Source organism: Arthrobacter sp. M2012083, from assembly GCF_000281065.1.
GTDB lineage: Bacteria > Actinomycetota > Actinomycetes > Actinomycetales > Micrococcaceae > Arthrobacter.
Window position 1 is genome coordinate 1 of sequence record NZ_AKKK01000008.1, and the last position, 16,438, is coordinate 16,438.

General features: G+C 63.8%; 13 protein-coding genes. 1 reads left to right on the top strand and 12 read right to left on the bottom strand.

The features are described 5' to 3' along the window. Window positions 1-649: 649 nt before the first annotated feature. From tyrS to A477_RS0105185, 3 genes are all read right to left on the bottom strand, one after another. On the bottom strand, window positions 650-1,960 hold the full coding sequence (gene tyrS / locus A477_RS0105175; protein ID WP_017197962.1) for a tyrosine--tRNA ligase: 1,311 nt from the start codon (window positions 1,958-1,960) through the stop codon (window positions 650-652). A 37-nt stretch (window positions 1,961-1,997) separates the two neighbouring features. After that, window positions 1,998-4,226, bottom strand: coding sequence for an ATP-binding domain-containing protein (locus tag A477_RS0105180; RefSeq protein WP_017197963.1), 2,229 nt, complete (start codon window positions 4,224-4,226; stop codon window positions 1,998-2,000). Between the two features lie 132 nt (window positions 4,227-4,358). After that, a complete protein-coding gene (locus tag A477_RS0105185; RefSeq protein ID WP_017197964.1) occupies window positions 4,359-5,015 on the bottom strand; it encodes a DNA-3-methyladenine glycosylase in 657 nt (218 codons plus the stop codon). A gap of 95 nt (window positions 5,016-5,110) precedes the next feature. Here A477_RS0105185 and A477_RS0105190 point away from each other — a divergent pair, with 95 nt between their 5' ends. Continuing rightward, entirely contained in the window at window positions 5,111-6,670 is a 1,560-nt protein-coding gene (locus tag A477_RS0105190; RefSeq protein ID WP_017197965.1) for an AlkA N-terminal domain-containing protein, read from the top strand. 47 nt (window positions 6,671-6,717) lie between these two features. On the opposite strand, the gene A477_RS0105195 is transcribed toward A477_RS0105190, so the two are convergent. From A477_RS0105195 to argC, 9 genes are all read right to left on the bottom strand, one after another. After that, window positions 6,718-7,455 (bottom strand): maleylpyruvate isomerase family mycothiol-dependent enzyme, encoded by a 738-nt coding sequence (locus A477_RS0105195; RefSeq protein ID WP_017197966.1) that lies wholly within the window; start codon window positions 7,453-7,455, stop codon window positions 6,718-6,720. An 82-nt stretch (window positions 7,456-7,537) separates the two neighbouring features. Beyond that, window positions 7,538-9,013, bottom strand: a complete 1,476-nt coding sequence (argH, locus tag A477_RS0105200; protein ID WP_017197967.1) for an argininosuccinate lyase — start codon at window positions 9,011-9,013, stop codon at window positions 7,538-7,540. After that, window positions 9,010-10,215: an argininosuccinate synthase gene (locus A477_RS0105205; protein ID WP_017197968.1), complete on the bottom strand. Its 1,206-nt coding sequence runs from the start codon at window positions 10,213-10,215 to the stop codon at window positions 9,010-9,012. The genes argH and A477_RS0105205 overlap by 4 nt, the downstream gene beginning before the upstream one ends. Window positions 10,216-10,286: 71 nt before the next feature. After that, entirely contained in the window at window positions 10,287-10,823 is a 537-nt protein-coding gene (locus tag A477_RS0105210; RefSeq protein WP_011774347.1) for an arginine repressor, read from the bottom strand. Then, window positions 10,823-11,830 carry an ornithine carbamoyltransferase gene (gene argF, locus A477_RS0105215; RefSeq protein ID WP_017197969.1) on the bottom strand — a complete coding sequence of 336 codons (1,008 nt, stop codon included), beginning with the start codon at window positions 11,828-11,830 and terminating at the stop codon, window positions 10,823-10,825. The genes A477_RS0105210 and argF overlap by 1 nt, the downstream gene beginning before the upstream one ends. Next, the gene (locus tag A477_RS0105220) at window positions 11,827-13,167 is read right to left on the bottom strand and encodes an acetylornithine transaminase (protein WP_017197970.1); all 1,341 of its coding nucleotides are present in this window, start codon (window positions 13,165-13,167) and stop codon (window positions 11,827-11,829) included. Before A477_RS0105220 ends, argF begins: the two co-directional genes overlap by 4 nt. After that, the gene (argB, locus tag A477_RS0105225) at window positions 13,164-14,108 is read right to left on the bottom strand and encodes an acetylglutamate kinase (protein ID WP_026005363.1); all 945 of its coding nucleotides are present in this window, start codon (window positions 14,106-14,108) and stop codon (window positions 13,164-13,166) included. The genes A477_RS0105220 and argB overlap by 4 nt, the downstream gene beginning before the upstream one ends. Window positions 14,109-14,118: 10 nt before the next feature. Continuing rightward, on the bottom strand, window positions 14,119-15,285 hold the full coding sequence (gene argJ, locus A477_RS0105230; protein WP_017197972.1) for a bifunctional glutamate N-acetyltransferase/amino-acid acetyltransferase ArgJ: 1,167 nt from the start codon (window positions 15,283-15,285) through the stop codon (window positions 14,119-14,121). After that, window positions 15,282-16,313 (bottom strand): N-acetyl-gamma-glutamyl-phosphate reductase, encoded by a 1,032-nt coding sequence (gene argC / locus A477_RS0105235; RefSeq protein WP_017197973.1) that lies wholly within the window; start codon window positions 16,311-16,313, stop codon window positions 15,282-15,284. Before argC ends, argJ begins: the two co-directional genes overlap by 4 nt. Window positions 16,314-16,438: the final 125 nt, after the last annotated feature.

Sequence of the window (16,438 nt, forward strand, 5' to 3'; positions counted from 1 at the left end):
TTCTCAAACAACAGACACTACCGGCACCACCAAACCCCACACAAGGGACCAGGATCGCTCCGGAGCAACTTTTCAAACTTACCCGATCAACCCGATCTTCGCAAATCAACGTTTCCGCGATTCTCGATCAAAGTCCCGGCCCCACCCGGCACCAGGCACACTCAAAAGCGTGCCATTTTCCAGGCTGTTATCAAGGGGGTCGGCCCCCGCGGCTCTCAGCTCCAGGCTGTCTCACTCGCGGCGACTCAGAAGACATTACACGTCCATAAGCCCGGGCACAAATCCACCCCAACACCACCCAAAACCCCCGCAAACACAAGCCAAACAACCCCACCAAGACCCCAAACCAACCAAAACCCGCCAAAACCAGCCCACGTGAAGCCCGTCACAAGACCAAGCCAGCCACCAACCCAACGCACCGCTCCCACGCACACCACCGCCGTCGAACACTCAACCCAAACCCGAAGGACCTGAGAGAGCGACGAGCGCAAAGCCGAAGGACCTGACAGAGCGACGGGCGCAAGCCCGAGGGAAATGAGAGAGCGACCGGAAAGGCGGCACGCACCCACTGACAAACTCGCTTAAACGCAAAAAGGGCCGGCAACCATAACGGTTGCCGGCCCTTTCGGAACTGGATTACTGGAGAAGCCTAAGCCGAGACCTCGATGGTGGCCAGGTTCTTCTTGCCGCGGCGGAGGAGCAAATAACGGCCGTGAAGCAGTTCGTCGCGGGCAATGACGGCGTCGGGATCGGACACCTTGGTGTTGTTCACGTACGCACCGCCCTCGCCAACTGTTCGACGAGCAGCCGACTTGCTGTCCGAGAGCCCCGAAGCGACCAAGAGGTCGATGATGCCAAGGCCGTCGGCACCAACAGTCGCGGAGGGAAGTTCCGCAGTGGCTGCTTCGAGGGTGCGCTCATCCAGTACCGTGAGGTCGCCGTTGCCGAAAAGTGCAGCCGATGCGGCTATGACTTTCTCGGTTGCGTCTACGCCGTGCACCAGGGAGGTCACTTCGAAGGCGAGTTTCTTCTGGCCTTCGCGGGCAAACGGGCGCTCCTCCACAGCCTGGCCAAGTGCCTCGATTTCTGCGCGCGACAGGAAGGTGAATACCTTGAGCCGATCAACCACATCGGCATCAGCGGTGTTCAGCCAGAACTGGTAGAACGTGTACGGGCTGCACATGTCCGGGTCCAGCCAAATGGCGTTGCCTTCGCTCTTGCCGAACTTGGTGCCGTCAGAGTTGGTGATGAGCGGCGTGCCGAGGGCATGGACGCTCTTGCCTTCCACCTTGCGGATCAGTTCGGTACCGCTGGTGAGGTTGCCCCACTGGTCCGAGCCGCCGGTCTGCAGCGCGCAGCCGTAGTCGCGGAACAGCTGGAGGTAGTCCATGCCCTGCAGGATCTGGTAGCTGAACTCTGTGTAGCTGATGCCTTCGTCGGAGTTCAAGCGTGACGCCACGGCATCCTTGCGGAGCATGGTACCCACGCGGAAGTGCTTGCCGATCTCGCGGAGGAAATCAATGGCGCTGAGCGGTGCCGTCCAGTCCAGGTTATTGACCATGCGGGCTGGGTTCCCGCCCTCGAAGCTGAGGAAGCGTCGAACCTGGCCCTGAAGGTAGCCAACCCACTCCGCGACGGTGTCCTTGGTGTTCAAGGTGCGTTCCGCCGTCGGACGGGGGTCACCGATCAGGCCGGTGGAACCGCCCACCAAACCGAGCGGTTTGTGGCCGGCCAGCTGCAGGCGACGCATCACCAGCAACTGCACCAGGTTGCCCAGGTGCAGTGACGGCGCTGTGGGATCGAAGCCACAGTAATACGTGATCGGGTCCCCGGCGAGCAGCTTTTCCAGTTCAGTTTCATCAGTGGAAACGTGGACAAGGCCGCGCCATTTGAGCTCCTGCCAGACGTTGGCAAAGGCGGGATCGTTGTGCTGGGACTCGAGGTTGTTTACGTGTGACACGAGATCTAAGTTAGCAGGATTGATGGTTCGCTTTGTCCTAGCGCTCGATGCCGGCAGGCACCGGCGCCGCCGCGATGAGGCGCAGGCGTTGCGTGGCACGGGTCATGGCGACGTAGAGGTCGCCCACCTTGCCGTGCTCGTGGTTCAGCATGGCAGCCGGTTCCAGGACCACAACACCGTCGAATTCCAGGCCCTTGGCTTCCTTGGGGCTGATCACCACGATGTCTTGCTGGTAACTGCCTGCGCCGCTGCCGATGCGGCGTCCGTAGACCTCACGCAGCGCTGCCGTGGCCTGCGGCAGCAGCGGCCCGTCGGCGATGACAGCCAGCAGGCCGCCGTCGATCGCTTCAATTTCCTCCGGCAGGACTTCAACCAAGCGATTCACGATGCCGTCCGCCTCCACATGGTCAATGATGGGCGACCATTTGCCTTCGCGGACGGCCTTGGGAGCCGAGACGACCAGGCCGGCGCGGTTGGCCATGCGGACGGCCGCTTCGGCAATTTGCGACGGCGTGCGGTAGTTCACGGTAAGTTCTTCCAGCGTCCAGCGGTCACCGAACGACGGCGCCAGCGCGCTTTGCCACGAATTGGCACCGGCTGCTGCACTCGTTTGGGCGATATCACCCACGATGGTGAAGGACTTCAGCGGGCAACGCCGCACCAGGAGCCGCCACTGCATGGGCGAGAGTTCCTGGGCCTCGTCAACCACGATATGGCCGAAGGCCCATGAGCGGTCGCTCGTCGCTCGTTCAGCAGCGGTCAGCCGCCCTTCGCGTTCCTGGTTCTGTTCGGCAAGCTCTTCCGCCGTTACCAGTACGTCCACGCCCATCGCTTCCATGTTAGCGAGGGTCTGCTTGGCGTTGGCTAGATCGCGGGCACGGTCGGCTTCCTGCTGCGCCAATCCCCTGCCGGCGGCCGGATCCAGTTCACCCAACAACTCTGCAGCCTCATCGAGCAACGGAACATCCGCTTCCGTCCAAGGGGCATCCACAGGACGTTGCAGCAGGGCGCGCTGTTCCGGAGTCAGGTGCGGCGTGCAGGCTTCGAGGATGGCCGGCTTGCTGAAGAGTTCAGAGATGAGCTTCTCCGGAGTCATGGGCATCCAACAGAGGTTCAGCGCAATGCGTACGTCGCGGGCGGACCGAACGTCTTCCGCCAGGTAGGCGCGATCGGCGTTGTTGCCGATGTTGCCTTCCTCCACGAGGTCCGTCAACTGTTCCGTGAGCTCACGCAGGAGGATCTTGACGAACGTGAGCCGCGCTTCGTTGTGGGGCTTTCCTGTGGCACGGGCCTTTTCCCGAGCCCGGCGAACCTGCCGGACCGTCAGTGTCAGCTTCCGCGAATCAACTTCGAGGATGCGGTCCTCTGCAGGCGTTCGCTGCCGGTTGGCCACGGCATTTGCCACGACGGTTGCCATGTCCAGCTTCCCTTTGAGGGCGGCAACATCCGCATCTTCCTCGGGAATAGCGTGGATCCCGGGCATGAGGCGTCCCAGGCTGGCCATGACCACACCCGTCTCACCGAGCGAAGGCAGCACTCGTTCGATGTAGTGCATGAAGGACGACGACGGCCCGACAAGCAGCACACCGGCGCTCTTGAGCCGCTCGCGGTGCGTGTACAGCAGATAGGCAGCGCGGTGCAGGGCCACGGCGGTCTTCCCTGTTCCGGGACCGCCCTGGACTACCAGCGCACCGGAAATGGAGGAACGGATGATCCGGTCCTGCTCGGACTGGATGGTGCCTACAATGTCCGACATGCGGCCCGTGCGCTTGGAATTGAGCGCAGCCAACAGGGCGCCTTCGCCCTGAAGTGAGTCGTTGTCCGCGAGCATACCTGCGTCCAGGACGTCGTCTTCAATCGCTTTGACGTCACGCCCCTGAAGGATCAGGTGTCGACGACGGCGCACGCCTTGACGGTCGAACGCGGTGGCCTGATAGAAGTGGCCGGCTTCCGGGGCACGCCAGTCGACCATAAGCCGCTGCAGATCAGCTGTGGAAAGCCCGATGCGCCCGATGTATTGAGCCTCTCCGGAATCGAGATCCAGACGGCCGAACACCAGTCGGTCGTCGACGGCGTCGAGCTGGGCAAGGCGGTCCTCGTACAGTGCCGCGAACGCGTCCCGCTCTGAGACGTTCTGCATGGTTCCCACCGCGCCGGCCTTGCGCACCTGCGCCAGCTGGGCGCGCTTTTCGGCGCGCAGCTCATCGAGCCGGGCGTACAGCCCGGCAACATATTCCTGCTCGTGGACCAAATCAGCGTCGTGCATCGAACCGTAACCCCTATCGCAAAAGACAGACCGTCCATTCTACAGCGATTTTGGTAAACGTGGGGGGTTCCCGTCATATGGCGGACTCCGTCACATGAAGTTCATTTACCGCTGAACCACCAGCGTCGAAAGTCACCCGGTAGCGTTGCGGGTCCGGGGCCGGGCAGCCTTGTACCTGGAAACGGTGGGATCGTCCTCAATCCAAAACCGCCAAGGATATTCCGTGCTTCCGCCAGGACCCGCTACGCCCACCCGTGGTCCGCTGGCGACGGCGGCTGCGGGCGTCGTCGGCAACCACAGGCTGAACGGTGAGGCGAGCGCGTCACGGCCAGTATCCGCCGTCGTGAGTCCCAGCGCGGAGGCAAGCCTGGCAGGTCCACTGGCCAGTTCCCTGTGTGCTTTGGAGGCCGGCCTGCGAAGGGTAGCGAGCTCATCCCCGTCAACAATCTCTCCGGCCCGCAGGAGCAGTGCGGACGGTGAGCCGTCAGGACCGCAGACGATGTTGGCGCAGTAGTGCATGCCGTAGGTGAAGTAGACGTACAGGAATCCCGGCGGCCCAAACATGGGTGCATTCCGGGCGGTAGGACCACCGAAGGTGTGGGAGCCGGGGTCGGGGTGCTCTGAATCGCGCGGGCCCATATAGGCCTCCACCTCTGTGAGCCTGACCGAGACTGGACCGGCTTCTGAGCAGTGGGTAAGTACCGCGCCAAGTATCAGCGGGGCGATGACACGGGGATCCCCCTCAAGGAACTTGCGCACCTCGGACGGGCTGCTGATTCCGTTGTCCATGGACGAGCTCATGAGCAGACCCTAGCAAGAAACCGTCGAACGGCCATGTCCGATTTCCGCTAGCGACTGCTTCGAACGGCTGGCAGGATGAAGCCATGGACTTCTGGCAGCGTTACCGGGCGATCGACGCCCGCGACACCCGGTTTGATGGTCAATTCTTCACTGCCGTCAGCTCCACGGGCATTTATTGCCGGCCATCGTGCCCTGCCCGAACGCCCAAGGCTGAGAACGTCACCTTCTACGAAACTTCCGCAGCCGCCCATGAGGCCGGGTATCGCGCCTGCAAGCGATGCCTGCCCGAGGCTGTCCCTGGAACGCCTGCATGGAACATCCGTTCCGACATTGCCGGACGCGCGATGAGATTGATTAACGACGGCGTGATCACTCGCGAGGGCGTCGACGGCCTCGCCCACCGTCTGGGCTACTCAGCGCGGCAGCTCAACCGCATCCTCAGCCACGAACTCGGCGCGGGTCCCCTCTCGCTGGCACGGGCAAGCAGGGCGCAGACCGCCAGGACGTTGCTGGTCTCCACCGACATGCTCCTGGCCGACGTTGCGTTCGCCTCCGGGTTCAACAGCGTGCGGCAATTCAACGACACCATTGGCGAGGTGTTCGCGATGACCCCGACGGCGGTCCGTGCCACCGCGGCGAAGTCCGCTACTCGACGAGGTCCCGGGACAGCTGGGGCAGCACCGTCCGCGCTGACACTCAACCTGCCTTACAGGGAGCCCTTCGATCCGGGCATTTTCGACTTCCTGGCAGTACGTGCGGTACCGGGCATCGAAAGAGCAACGACTGACAGTGACGGGAGCCGGACCTACGCCCGCACGCTCCGGCTCCCCCGAGGCAGCGCATCCTTTTCGGTTGCCTACAGCCCCTCAACACCCGGCAAACCGTTGCAACTCACTGCCACGGCCGTGGACCTGCACGACCTCCCGGCACTGTTGAGCCGGGTCCGCAGGCTGTTCGACCTGGACGCCGATCCGCAAGCGGTCGATGGTGCCCTGGCAGCGGATCCGAGGCTTACGGCCAGCGTGGCCGCACTCCCGGGGATGCGCGTGCCGGGGGCTGTGGAGCCCCAGGAACTGCTTATTCGGGCAATGATCGGACAACAGATCACCGTCGCTGCTGCCCGAACTGCCCTTACCCAGTTGTCTGCGGCCGGATCCGCCGTCGATGGCGCTGCGCCAGACCTTGATCGACTATTTCCTGCAGCAGCAGAACTCGCCGAACACGGGCGTGCCTTACTCCGAGGACCACAGCGCCGCATCGACTCCATCGTGGCCGCCGCCGAGGCCATGGCCAGCGGGGAACTGGACTTCGGCTACGGCGACGACCCGGCCAGCCTCGGCAGCAAACTTCTTCCGTTACCAGGCGTTGGGCCATGGACCGTGGGGTACGTTGCCATGCGGGTGCTTGGCGCTCCGGATGTGTTCCTGGCCAATGACGCGGCAGTAAGGAACGGCGTGAAGGCGCTGCCCGTGGGCTTGGGACTCAGCGCAGACTTCAGGGAGGTCAGCCCGTGGCGTTCGTACGCCACCATGCACTTGTGGCGGGCAGCAGCGGTGAAGACCAAACCCGCGGGAAGTGAGAGAGCGACCAGTTCAAGCCCGGGGGAAGTGAGAGAGCGACCAGCTCAAGCCCGAGGGAAGTGAGAGAGCGTCCAGCTCAAGCCCGCGGGAAGTGAGAGAGCGTCCGGGGTTCAGCGGGCCGCCGGCTGCGCGGCCGGCCAAGGCAGCAGCTCCGGCAGGTCCACTCCGTCAGCGGCAGCAGTAGCCCTGAGGCTTCCAAGGCTGGGCTCGCGGCCCGCAAGCCACGCGGCGATGTCGGTCAGCATACCGGTGATGGCAATGGAGGTGCCGCCGGTACCAATGCTCAGTTGTGGCAGGCCCGTAGGCTGCAAGACAAATTTGAAGGATTCCGGGACGCGTGCCGCCAAGAACCCTATGAGGTGCTCGCAGAACGGACGGCTCCACGTCTCCGGACCGTAACCCAGGCCAAGGTCGGCAGCATGAATGGTGAGTTCGCGCCACAGGGCCAGCCCGCCATCGAACACTGTGCCGTTCCGATAGGCGATGCGCGCTTGCCAATCATCCGGTCCCAGAGCGTCGAACGCCGAAATCGCCGCACTCACGGAGGTGGTGACGGACTCCCTGTGCTGGACGAGGCTGTGCCCGGCCGCGAGTTCTATCGCCTTGGTACGGCCGTCCATTCCGCCGTCGTAAAGCTCAACAGTCTCGCCGCGGCGCGCGTACTCAAGTTGCCGCGCCATGGCGTTGGAAATACCTGCAAGGTGGGCAAGGACGTGGCCCCGGGTCCAGCCTGGAAGCTCTGACGGTTCAGCGACGGATGAGTCGTCCAGTTTGGCGAGGAGGCGGGTGACGGTGCCGGCGGCTTTGTGAAGCTCTGCGGGCAACATCTCGGGGGTGATCTGAGTCATAGCGCCATGTTAACGCACTGCGGGACGGCACCTCGCGTTCCCCTGCCCGAAGGCATGGCCGCGACGTGCCGTCCCGAGTGGTCTAGCTGGCGTAGGAACGCGCTGTGTCCAGTTCCGCTTCAAGGGCAGTCAATTGGCGTTCGACGGCGGCGGGCGCCGTTCCGCCTTGGGAGTTGCGGCTGTTGAGGGAACCTTCGGTGCTCAGGACGCTGCGAACTTCGGGAGTCAGGTGCTCCGAGATTGCTGCGTATTCCTCGTCCGTCAGGTCCCACAGCTCCACGCCCCGGCCTTCGGCCTGTTTGACGGCAGCGCCGGACAGCTCGTGGGCTTCACGGAAGGGAACGCCCTGGCGGACAAGCCACTCAGCAATGTCCGTGGCCAACGCGAAGCCCTGGGGAGCCAGTGCTTCCATGCGCTCCGTGTTGAACTTCAGCGTGGCAATCATGCCGGACACGGCCGGAAGCAGCAGCTCCAAGGTGTCGGCGGCGTCGAAGACAGGTTCTTTGTCTTCCTGCAGATCGCGGTTGTACGCGAGCGGCAGGCCCTTGAGCGTTGCCAGCAGTCCGGTCAGGTTGCCAATGAGGCGTCCTGCCTTGCCGCGCGCGAGCTCGGCAACGTCCGGGTTCTTCTTCTGCGGCATGATCGAGGACCCCGTGGAGTACGAGTCGTGCAGGGTCACGAAGGAGAATTCCTTGGTTGCCCAGAAGATGACTTCCTCGGAGATCCGGGACAGATCCACGCCAATCATGGAGCACACCCAGGCGAACTCGGCGAAGACATCGCGGGAGGCGGTGCCATCGATCGAGTTATGGACAGCCGAGAAGAAGCCAAGATCAGCTGCAACGGCCTCTGGGTCCAGTCCCAACGACGAACCTGCCAGGGCACCCGAACCGTATGGCGAAACGCCAGCACGCTTGTCCCAGTCCTGGAGGCGCTGCACATCGCGCAGCAATGCCCACGCGTGGGCAAGAAGGTGATGGCTCAGCAATACCGGCTGGGCGTGCTGCAGGTGCGTCCGGCCAGGCATGGCAACTCCCTGGTGGGCCTTGGCCTGCTCGACGAGGGCGTCGATGGTAGCAAGGACTCCGCCGGCTATGATCCGGGCGTGGTCACGCAGGAACATGCGGCCGAGAGTGGCAACCTGATCGTTACGGGAACGGCCGGCGCGGAGCTTGCCGCCCAGCTGTGTTCCTGCACGCTCGATCAGGCCACGCTCAAGTGAACCGTGAACATCCTCATCGCTCTCGGCCGGCAGGTAGGCACCGCTCGCCACATCCTCGTCCAACTGGTTGAGGGCGGCGAGCATACCTTCGAGCTCGGCGTCGTCCAACAGTCCGGCCTTGGCCAGCACGCGGGCGTGCGCCTTGGAACCGGCGATATCGTAGCGGGCCAGCCGCCAGTCAAAGTGCGTGGACTTGCTCAGTGCGGCCAGCGCATCTGCGGGGCCGCCGGCGAACCGGCCACCCCACAGTGCACCTTCGTTTGTCCCTGAACGCTCCCCAACCTCGCTCCGCTCGGCCGGGGATCCCTGCGTCCCGGGACCCTGCTGAGGACTCACTGCCCTGCGACGCGAAGGTCGCGGCCCGAGGCAACCTTGGAGGACATGCCCCACAGCTCGATGAAACCGCGGGCCATGGACTGGTCGAAGGTGTCGCCGGTGTCGTAGGTGGCGAGGTCGAAGTCGTACAGCGAGGTCTCGGAGCGACGACCGTTGACGATTGCCTGGCCGCCGTGGAGGACCATGCGGATGTCGCCGGAAACGTACTGCTGCGTGTCTTCGATGAACGCGTCCAGGGAGCGCTTGAGCGGGGAGAACCACTGGCCGTCGTAGACCAGCTCTGCCCAGCGCTGGCCAACAGTTGCCTTGAAGCGGGCCTGCTCACGCTCGATGGTGATGTCCTCGAGGTGCTTGTGGGCGGTGATCAGCGCCATGGCACCCGGGGCTTCGTAGATTTCACGGGACTTGATGCCGACGAGGCGGTCCTCGACGACGTCGATGCGGCCAACGCCCTGCGCGCCTGCACGGCGGTTCAGTTCCTGGATGGCCTGCAGCGGGGTGACCTTGACGCCGTCGATGGCGACCGGAACACCGGCCTGGAAGGAGATGATGACCTCATCCGGCGCCGGCGGGAATTCCGGGGTGGCGGTGTAATCGTAGATGTCCTTGGTGGGAGCGTTCCAGATGTCCTCGAGGTAACCGGTTTCGACGGCGCGTCCCCAGACGTTTTGGTCGATCGAGTACGGGTTCTTCTTGGTGGTCTCGATCGGCAGTCCCTTTTCCTCGGCGAAGGCGATGGCCTTGTCGCGGGTCAGCGCGAGGTCGCGGACCGGTGCAATGCACTTCAGGTCCGGGCCGAGGGTCTGGATGCCAACTTCGAAACGGACCTGGTCGTTGCCCTTGCCGGTGCAGCCGTGGGCAACGGTGGTGGCACCGAATTCGCGGGCAGCCTTCACGAGGTGCTTCACGATGACCGGGCGGGAAATAGCGGAAACCAACGGATAGTGGCCCTGGTAGAGGGCGTTGGCCTTCAGGGTAGGCATGGCGTACTCGTTGGCGAACTCGTCACGGGCGTCGGCAACGTAGGCTTCGACGGCACCGCAACCGAGGGCGCGCTGGCGGATGGTCTCCAGCGACTCGCCGCCCTGTCCGACGTCGACGGCCACAGCGATGACCTCGGCGCCGGTGGCTTCACCGATCCAGCCGATGGCTACGGAAGTATCAAGGCCACCGGAGTAGGCCAGAACAATGCGCTCAGTCACGAGAGTGCTCCTTTGTTGTTGCTTGGTTCATTCGAATCAATGCTGTGTGAATCAATGCTGAAAAAGATCAATTAGTTGCCAGGCCCGGCTTCTTCGGCCATGCGCAGGAAACGCGCTGCCAGTTCTGCCCCGCCATCGGGATCCCGTGCGACCAGCAGCAAAGTGTCGTCGCCTGCGATCGTACCCAATACCGACGGCATCACCGAGTGGTCAACTGCCAAGGCCAGGAAATTGGCTGCTCCCGGCGGGGTGCGGAGTACCACGATGTTGCCCGATGCCTCCGCTGTCACCAGGAGTTCGCCGCAAAGCCGGGTCAGCCGCGCATCCAGGATTTCCTGGGTGACGCCGCTCTTGGCGTTGCGGTCCCCACCCTCCCCCGGGACAGCGTAAACAAGTGCGCCTTCCTTGCCCCGGACCCGGACTGCGCCCAGTTCCACGAGGTCGCGGGACAGGGTGGCCTGGGTGACCTGGACGCCGTCGTCCGCCAGCAGGGCTGCAAGCTCTGCTTGTGAACGCACGGACTCACCCGTCAGGATCGCGGTGATGCGCGCCTGTCGGGCAGTCTTGGTGGCTGGGCTGGCGCCCGGCACGGACGGGTTGGTGGACACTAGAACGTGCTCTCCCCGGTTCCTTCGACGGGAGAAAGACCGTCCACGAAAGCGAGACCGGAGCGGTGCATCAGCCAGGCCATCAGCGCCTTCTGGGCGTGCAGGCGGTTCTCCGCCTCGTCCCAGACAATCGACTGCGGCCCGTCGATCACTCCGGCGGAAATTTCGTAGCCCCGGTAGGCCGGAAGGCAGTGAAGCACGACGGCGTCCGGCGCGGCCTGCGCCATGGCGGCCTCATCCACGGAGTACTCGCGAAAGAGCTGCAGCCGGGCTTCCTTTTCGGCTTCCTGGCCCATGGAAACCCACGTGTCCGTTGCTACGACGTCGGCGCCCTTGAGCGCTTCGGCTGCATCACTGGTGATGAGCACCGAGCCGCCTGTCTCGGCCGCACGCTCCTCTGCCGCAGCCACGATTTCAGGTGCCGGAAGATAGCCTTCGGGGCCGGAAATGCGCACATGCATTCCGGCAGTAACTCCGGCCAGCAAGTAGGAGTTGGCCATGTTGTTGGCGGCGTCACCCAGGTAGGCCATGCTCAATCCGGCCAGTTCGCCTTTGTGTTCCTTGACGGCCAGGAGGTCGGCCAGGAGCTGGCAGGGGTGGTAGTCGTCGCACAGGGCATTGATGACGGGGACCTTGGAGTTTTCCGCCATGGCAACCAGGCCGGAGTGCGCACCTGTCCGCCATACGATGGTGGACACCATTCGCTCCAGGACCTTCGCCGTGTCCTCCACGGATTCCTTGTGGCCGATCTGGGCTTCACCCGGGTTGATGATCAGCGCGTTGCCGCCCATGTCCGCTATGCCGGTGGCGAAGGAAACACGCGTGCGGGTGGAGGTCTTGTCAAAGATCACTGCCACTGTCTTACGGCCGTTACCCTCGGCGGCGAAGGGCTGCACGCTGTACGGCGCGGCCTTCATACGGACGGCGAGTTCCAAAACCTCAGCCTGCTCGGCAGGGCTCAGATCCGTGTCCTTGAGGAAGTGACGGGTGGTGTTGGTAGTAGTCACTGTGCGTCCTTAGCGGTGTTGGCCGTAGCCGTAGCGATCAGGGTGGGTAGAGCGTCCAGGAAACGGTTCGCTTGATCGACGGTCAGGATCAGCGGCGGCGCGAGGCGGATGGTCCTCGGGCCCGGGCTGTTGATGATGAAGCCGGCGTCCAAAGCTGCGGTCACCATGGCGGGTGCGATGTCGGCGTTCACATCGAAGCCGATCAACAGACCCTCGCCACGGACTTCAGTGACGGCCGCGATGGCGGCCAGTCCCTCACGAAGGTGGGCGCCGACAGTCAGCACGTTCTGCAGGACACCTTGGCTTTCGATCGCGTGGAGCGTGGCCAGCGCGGCGGCCGTAGCCACCGGATTCCCGCCGAACGTGGTGCCGTGTTGCCCGGCGGTGAGCAGGGCCGACGTCGTGCTTCCGAAGGTAACCAAGGCGCCTACCGGGAAACCGCCGCCGAGGCCCTTTGCGAGGGTCACGGCGTCGGGAACAATGCCGGCGTCTTCGCTGGCCAGCCATTTACCGGTCCGGCCGATGCCGGTCTGTACTTCGTCCAGGATCAGCAAGGCACCCGCTGCGGTGGTCACCTCGCGGGCCGCTTGCAGGTATTCCGCAGTGAGTGGGCGGACGCCCGCTTCGCCCTGGATGGGTTCCAGGAAAACGGCCGCTGTGGAATCGTCGACGGCGGCATGCAAGGCTTCGATGTCGCCGAACGGGATGTGGACCACGCCACCGGGCAGTGGCTCAAACGGTGCACGGTAAGCCTCTTTGGCCGTGAGCGCCAAGGCGCCCATGGTGCGGCCGTGGAAGGCGCCCTCCAAGGCGATGATCTTGGTGCGCTTTCCATCGGAGTTATTCCGTCGGGCGAGCTTGAACGCTGCCTCGTTGGCCTCTGTACCGGAGTTGGCAAAGAAGACCTTGGACCCTGTCGGAGCATTGGCGAGGGCCAGGAGCTTTTCGGCCAAGGCAATTTGCGTGGGGCTCGTGAAGAAGTTCGAGACATGCCCAAGCGTGGCCAGTTGGCTGGAAATCACTGACGTGACGAAGGGGTGGGCGTGACCCAACGCGTTTACCGCAATACCACCCAGGAGGTCCAGGTATTCCTTGCCGTCGGCGTCCCATACGAGACAACCGGCGCCGCGAACCAAGACGCGCTGTGGGGTGCCAAAGACGCCCATGAGCGACGACGAGTAACGGGCAAGCCAGTCAGCGCCTGAGCTCTGTGAAACGAGCGTGGTTGCGGCAGCCTCCACAGCGATGGGGGCCCCGCCCGCTTCGCGGTGTCCGACCGCACCCGGCCCACCATCGCTGCTGCGGCTTTCGGCGGTATGGCTCAGTTCGGTGCTCATGCGTTCACTTCCTCGTCGGGTACTACTTGCGTGCCAATGCCCGCCGTCGTGAAGGTTTCCAGCAGCATCGAGTGCGGGAGGCGGCCGTCAACGATGTGTGCGCGTTCCACACCTTCGTCAATGGCTTTGAGGCAGGCAGCCATCTTCGGGATCATTCCCGACTCGAGATTGGGCAACATCTCGCGGAGTTCCGATGCGGTCAGTGATGAGATCAGCGACGATTTGTCCGGCCAGTTGGCATACAGGCCTTCGACGTCGGTCAGGATGACCAGCTTGGTGGCGCCCAGGGCGGAGGCGACGGCGGCAGCTGCTGTGTCCGCGTTGACGTTGAGGACCTGTCCGGTGGTGGGACCGGAACCGTTGCCGTCGTCGAGAATTTCCGGGGCGACCGTGGAGATCACGGGAATGCGGCCGGCGTCGAGAATGTCCTTGATTCCCGCGGGATCCACACCCACTACTTCGCCCACCAGGCCCAGGTCCACCTCTTCGCCATCAACAACCGTGCCTGTGCGGACGGCGCGCAGTAGTCCGCCATCTTCGCCTGACATGCCCACGGCGTAGGGACCGTGGGAGTTGATGAGGCCAACAAGCTCGCGTCCAACCTGGCCCGTGAGGACCATGCGGACCACATCCATGGCTTCAGGGGTGGTGACGCGCAGGCCGCCCTTGAACTCGGACTCGATGCCCAGGCGGCTCAGCATGGAGTTGATCTGGGGGCCACCGCCATGGACCACCACGGGGTGGATGCCAACGTGGTGGAGGAACACAATGTCCTCGGCGAAGGCACGACGAAGGTCGTCGTTGACCATAGCGTTGCCGCCGTACTTGATCACCATGGTGGTACCGGCAAAACGCTGGATCCACGGAAGGGCCTCGATCAGGGTGCCGGCCTTGTCCTGGGCGTCACTCATGGAGGTGGTTTCGCGGGTGTGCGCAGTCATAGTCATCCGCTCAGCTCGAGTATGCGCTGTTCTCGTGCACGTAATCGTGCGTGAGGTCGTTGGTCCAAATGGTGGCTTCGGCATCGCCGGCCTGCAGGTCGATTTCGACCAGCACTTCGCGCGGCTCAAGGTCCACCAGGTTACGGTCATCGCCGATTGCGCCGTTGCGGCAGATCTGCACACCGTTCATTGCGACGTTGAGCTGGTCCGCCTCGAAGACGGCGTCAGTCGTTCCCACGGCCGAGAGCACACGGCCCCAGTTAGGGTCCTTGCCGAAGATGGCGGCTTTGAACAGGTTGGAGCGGGCAACACTGCGGCTAACGATTTCGGCATCGCGTTCGCTGGCAGCGTTGAACGTCCGGATGGCGATGTCGTGGCTGGCGCCTTCGGCGTCACCGATGAGCTTGCGGGCCAGTTCGGCGCAGACCTGGGTGACCGCTTCGCTCAACTGCTCGGCAGATGGCAACGCCTCGGACGCCCCGGATGCCAGCAGCACCACGGTGTCGTTGGTGGACATGCAGCCGTCCGAGTCTGCCCGGTCAAAGGTGACGCGCGTGGCATCCCGCAGGACGACGTCGAGTTCATCAGCAGGAACCTCGGCGTCGGTAGTGAGGACCACCAGCATCGTAGCCAGGCCCGGCGCCAACATGCCGGCACCCTTGGCGATGCCACCCACGGTGAACTGCTTGCCTTCGGCGTCGGTGCCCGTGAAGACGGCTTCCTTGGACACGCTGTCCGTGGTCATGATCGCCGTGGCGGCAGCGGAGCCGCCGTCCTCCGACAGGTCGCGGAAAGCGGCCTCGACGCCGGGAAGGATCTTGTCCATGGGCAACTGCTCGCCGATCAGCCCAGTTGAGCAGACCACGACGTCGGAAGCAGATACTCCCAGCACATCTGCCACTTTCTCGGCCGTGGCGTGGGTGTTCTGGAAGCCCTGCGGACCGGTGCAGGCGTTGGCTCCACCGGAGTTCAGGACCACGGCATCCACTCGTCCGTCGCTGACCACTTGGCGTGACCAGTGGACTGGTGCAGCAGCCACGCGGTTGGAGGTAAAGACGGCGGCGGCGGACTTTTGTGGTCCGTCGTTGACTACCAGGGCCAGGTCCGGGTTGCCCGAGGCCTTAATGGCGGCTTTGACGCCTGCGGCGCGGAATCCCTTGGGGGCGGTAATGGTCACGGTGCAACTCCCTGGAGGTTCAGGCCGGCGGTTTCGTCCAGGCCGAGGGCAATGTTCATGGACTGCACGGCGCCGCCAGCGGTTCCCTTGGTGAGGTTGTCGATAGCGCACGTCACGATCACGCGGCCCGTGTGGGCGTCGAAGGCCAGCTGCATCACCGCATGGTTGGAGCCCTGGACCGACTTGGTGGTGGGCCACTGCCCCTCCGGCAGGAGGTGCACGAACGGTTCGTCGTCGTAGGCATCTGCCCAGGCTTGGCGAAGCTCCGCGTAGGAAACGCCGTGGCCAACCTTGGCCGTTGCCGTGGTCAGGATGCCGCGGCTCATCGGAGCCAGTGTTGGCGTGAACGAGACATTTACCGACTCTCCAGCCGCATTGGACAATCCCTGCTCGATCTCAGGTGTGTGCCGGTGTCCGCCGCCAACACCGTAAGGGCTCATGGAACCCATGACTTCAGAGCCAATCAAATTGACTTTGGCAGCCTTGCCCGCGCCTGAGGTCCCCGAGGCGGAGACAATCACGACGTCGTCCGTCAGGAGGAGGCTGTTGGCGAACCCCGGCGTCAAGGCGAGCAGGGCCGACGTCGGGTAGCACCCGGGAACGGCGATGCGCGTGGCACCTTTGAGGGCTTCGCGCTGGCCGGGGAGCTCCGGAAGACCATATGGCCAGGTGCCCGCGTGGGCGGAGCCGTAGAACTTTTCCCACGCCTCGGCGTCCTGCAAACGGTGGTCAGCACCGGCGTCGATGACTACTGTGCCTTCAGGCAACTGCGCAGCGATCTCGGCTGAGGCACCGTGTGGCAGGGCAAGGAACACGACGTCATGGCCCGACAGGTTCTCCACCGTGGTGTCTTCCAGGATCCGGCTGGCCAAACCGTGGAGATGCGGCTGCAACTCCCCTAGTCTGGAACCGGCGTTGCTGTGCGCGGTGATGGCACCGATGGTGACGTTTGGATGGCCTGCCAGCAAGCGCAGGACTTCTCCCCCGGCGTAGCCGCTGGCACCGGAGACGGCAACAGAAATAGTCATGACTCCACTGTACAGCAAGAATATTCATGCTGTCCGATATTTATGCATGCATTGGTGAGCAGTCCCATTATTTTGGAGATTAGCCGTATGCTTAGTGGAGGGTGATCCAGACCGTGCAGTCCGAA

Bases quoted from the DNA above. Each gene is read 5' to 3' on its own strand.
- A477_RS0105185 (WP_017197964.1), bottom strand. From the start codon at position 5,015: ATGGACAACGGAATCAGCAGCCCGTCCGAGGTGCGCAAGTTCCTTGAG.
- A477_RS0105190 (WP_017197965.1), top strand. From the start codon at position 5,111: ATGGACTTCTGGCAGCGTTACCGGGCGATCGACGCCCGCGACACCCGG.
- A477_RS0105220 (WP_017197970.1), bottom strand. From the start codon at position 13,167: ATGAGCACCGAACTGAGCCATACCGCCGAAAGCCGCAGCAGCGATGGT.
- argB (WP_026005363.1), bottom strand. From the start codon at position 14,108: ATGACTGCGCACACCCGCGAAACCACCTCCATGAGTGACGCCCAGGAC.
- argC (WP_017197973.1), bottom strand. From the start codon at position 16,313: ATGACTATTTCTGTTGCCGTCTCCGGTGCCAGCGGCTACGCCGGGGGA.
- A477_RS0105180 (WP_017197963.1), bottom strand. From the start codon at position 4,226: ATGCACGACGCTGATTTGGTCCACGAGCAGGAATATGTTGCCGGGCTG.
- A477_RS0105195 (WP_017197966.1), bottom strand. From the start codon at position 7,455: ATGACTCAGATCACCCCCGAGATGTTGCCCGCAGAGCTTCACAAAGCC.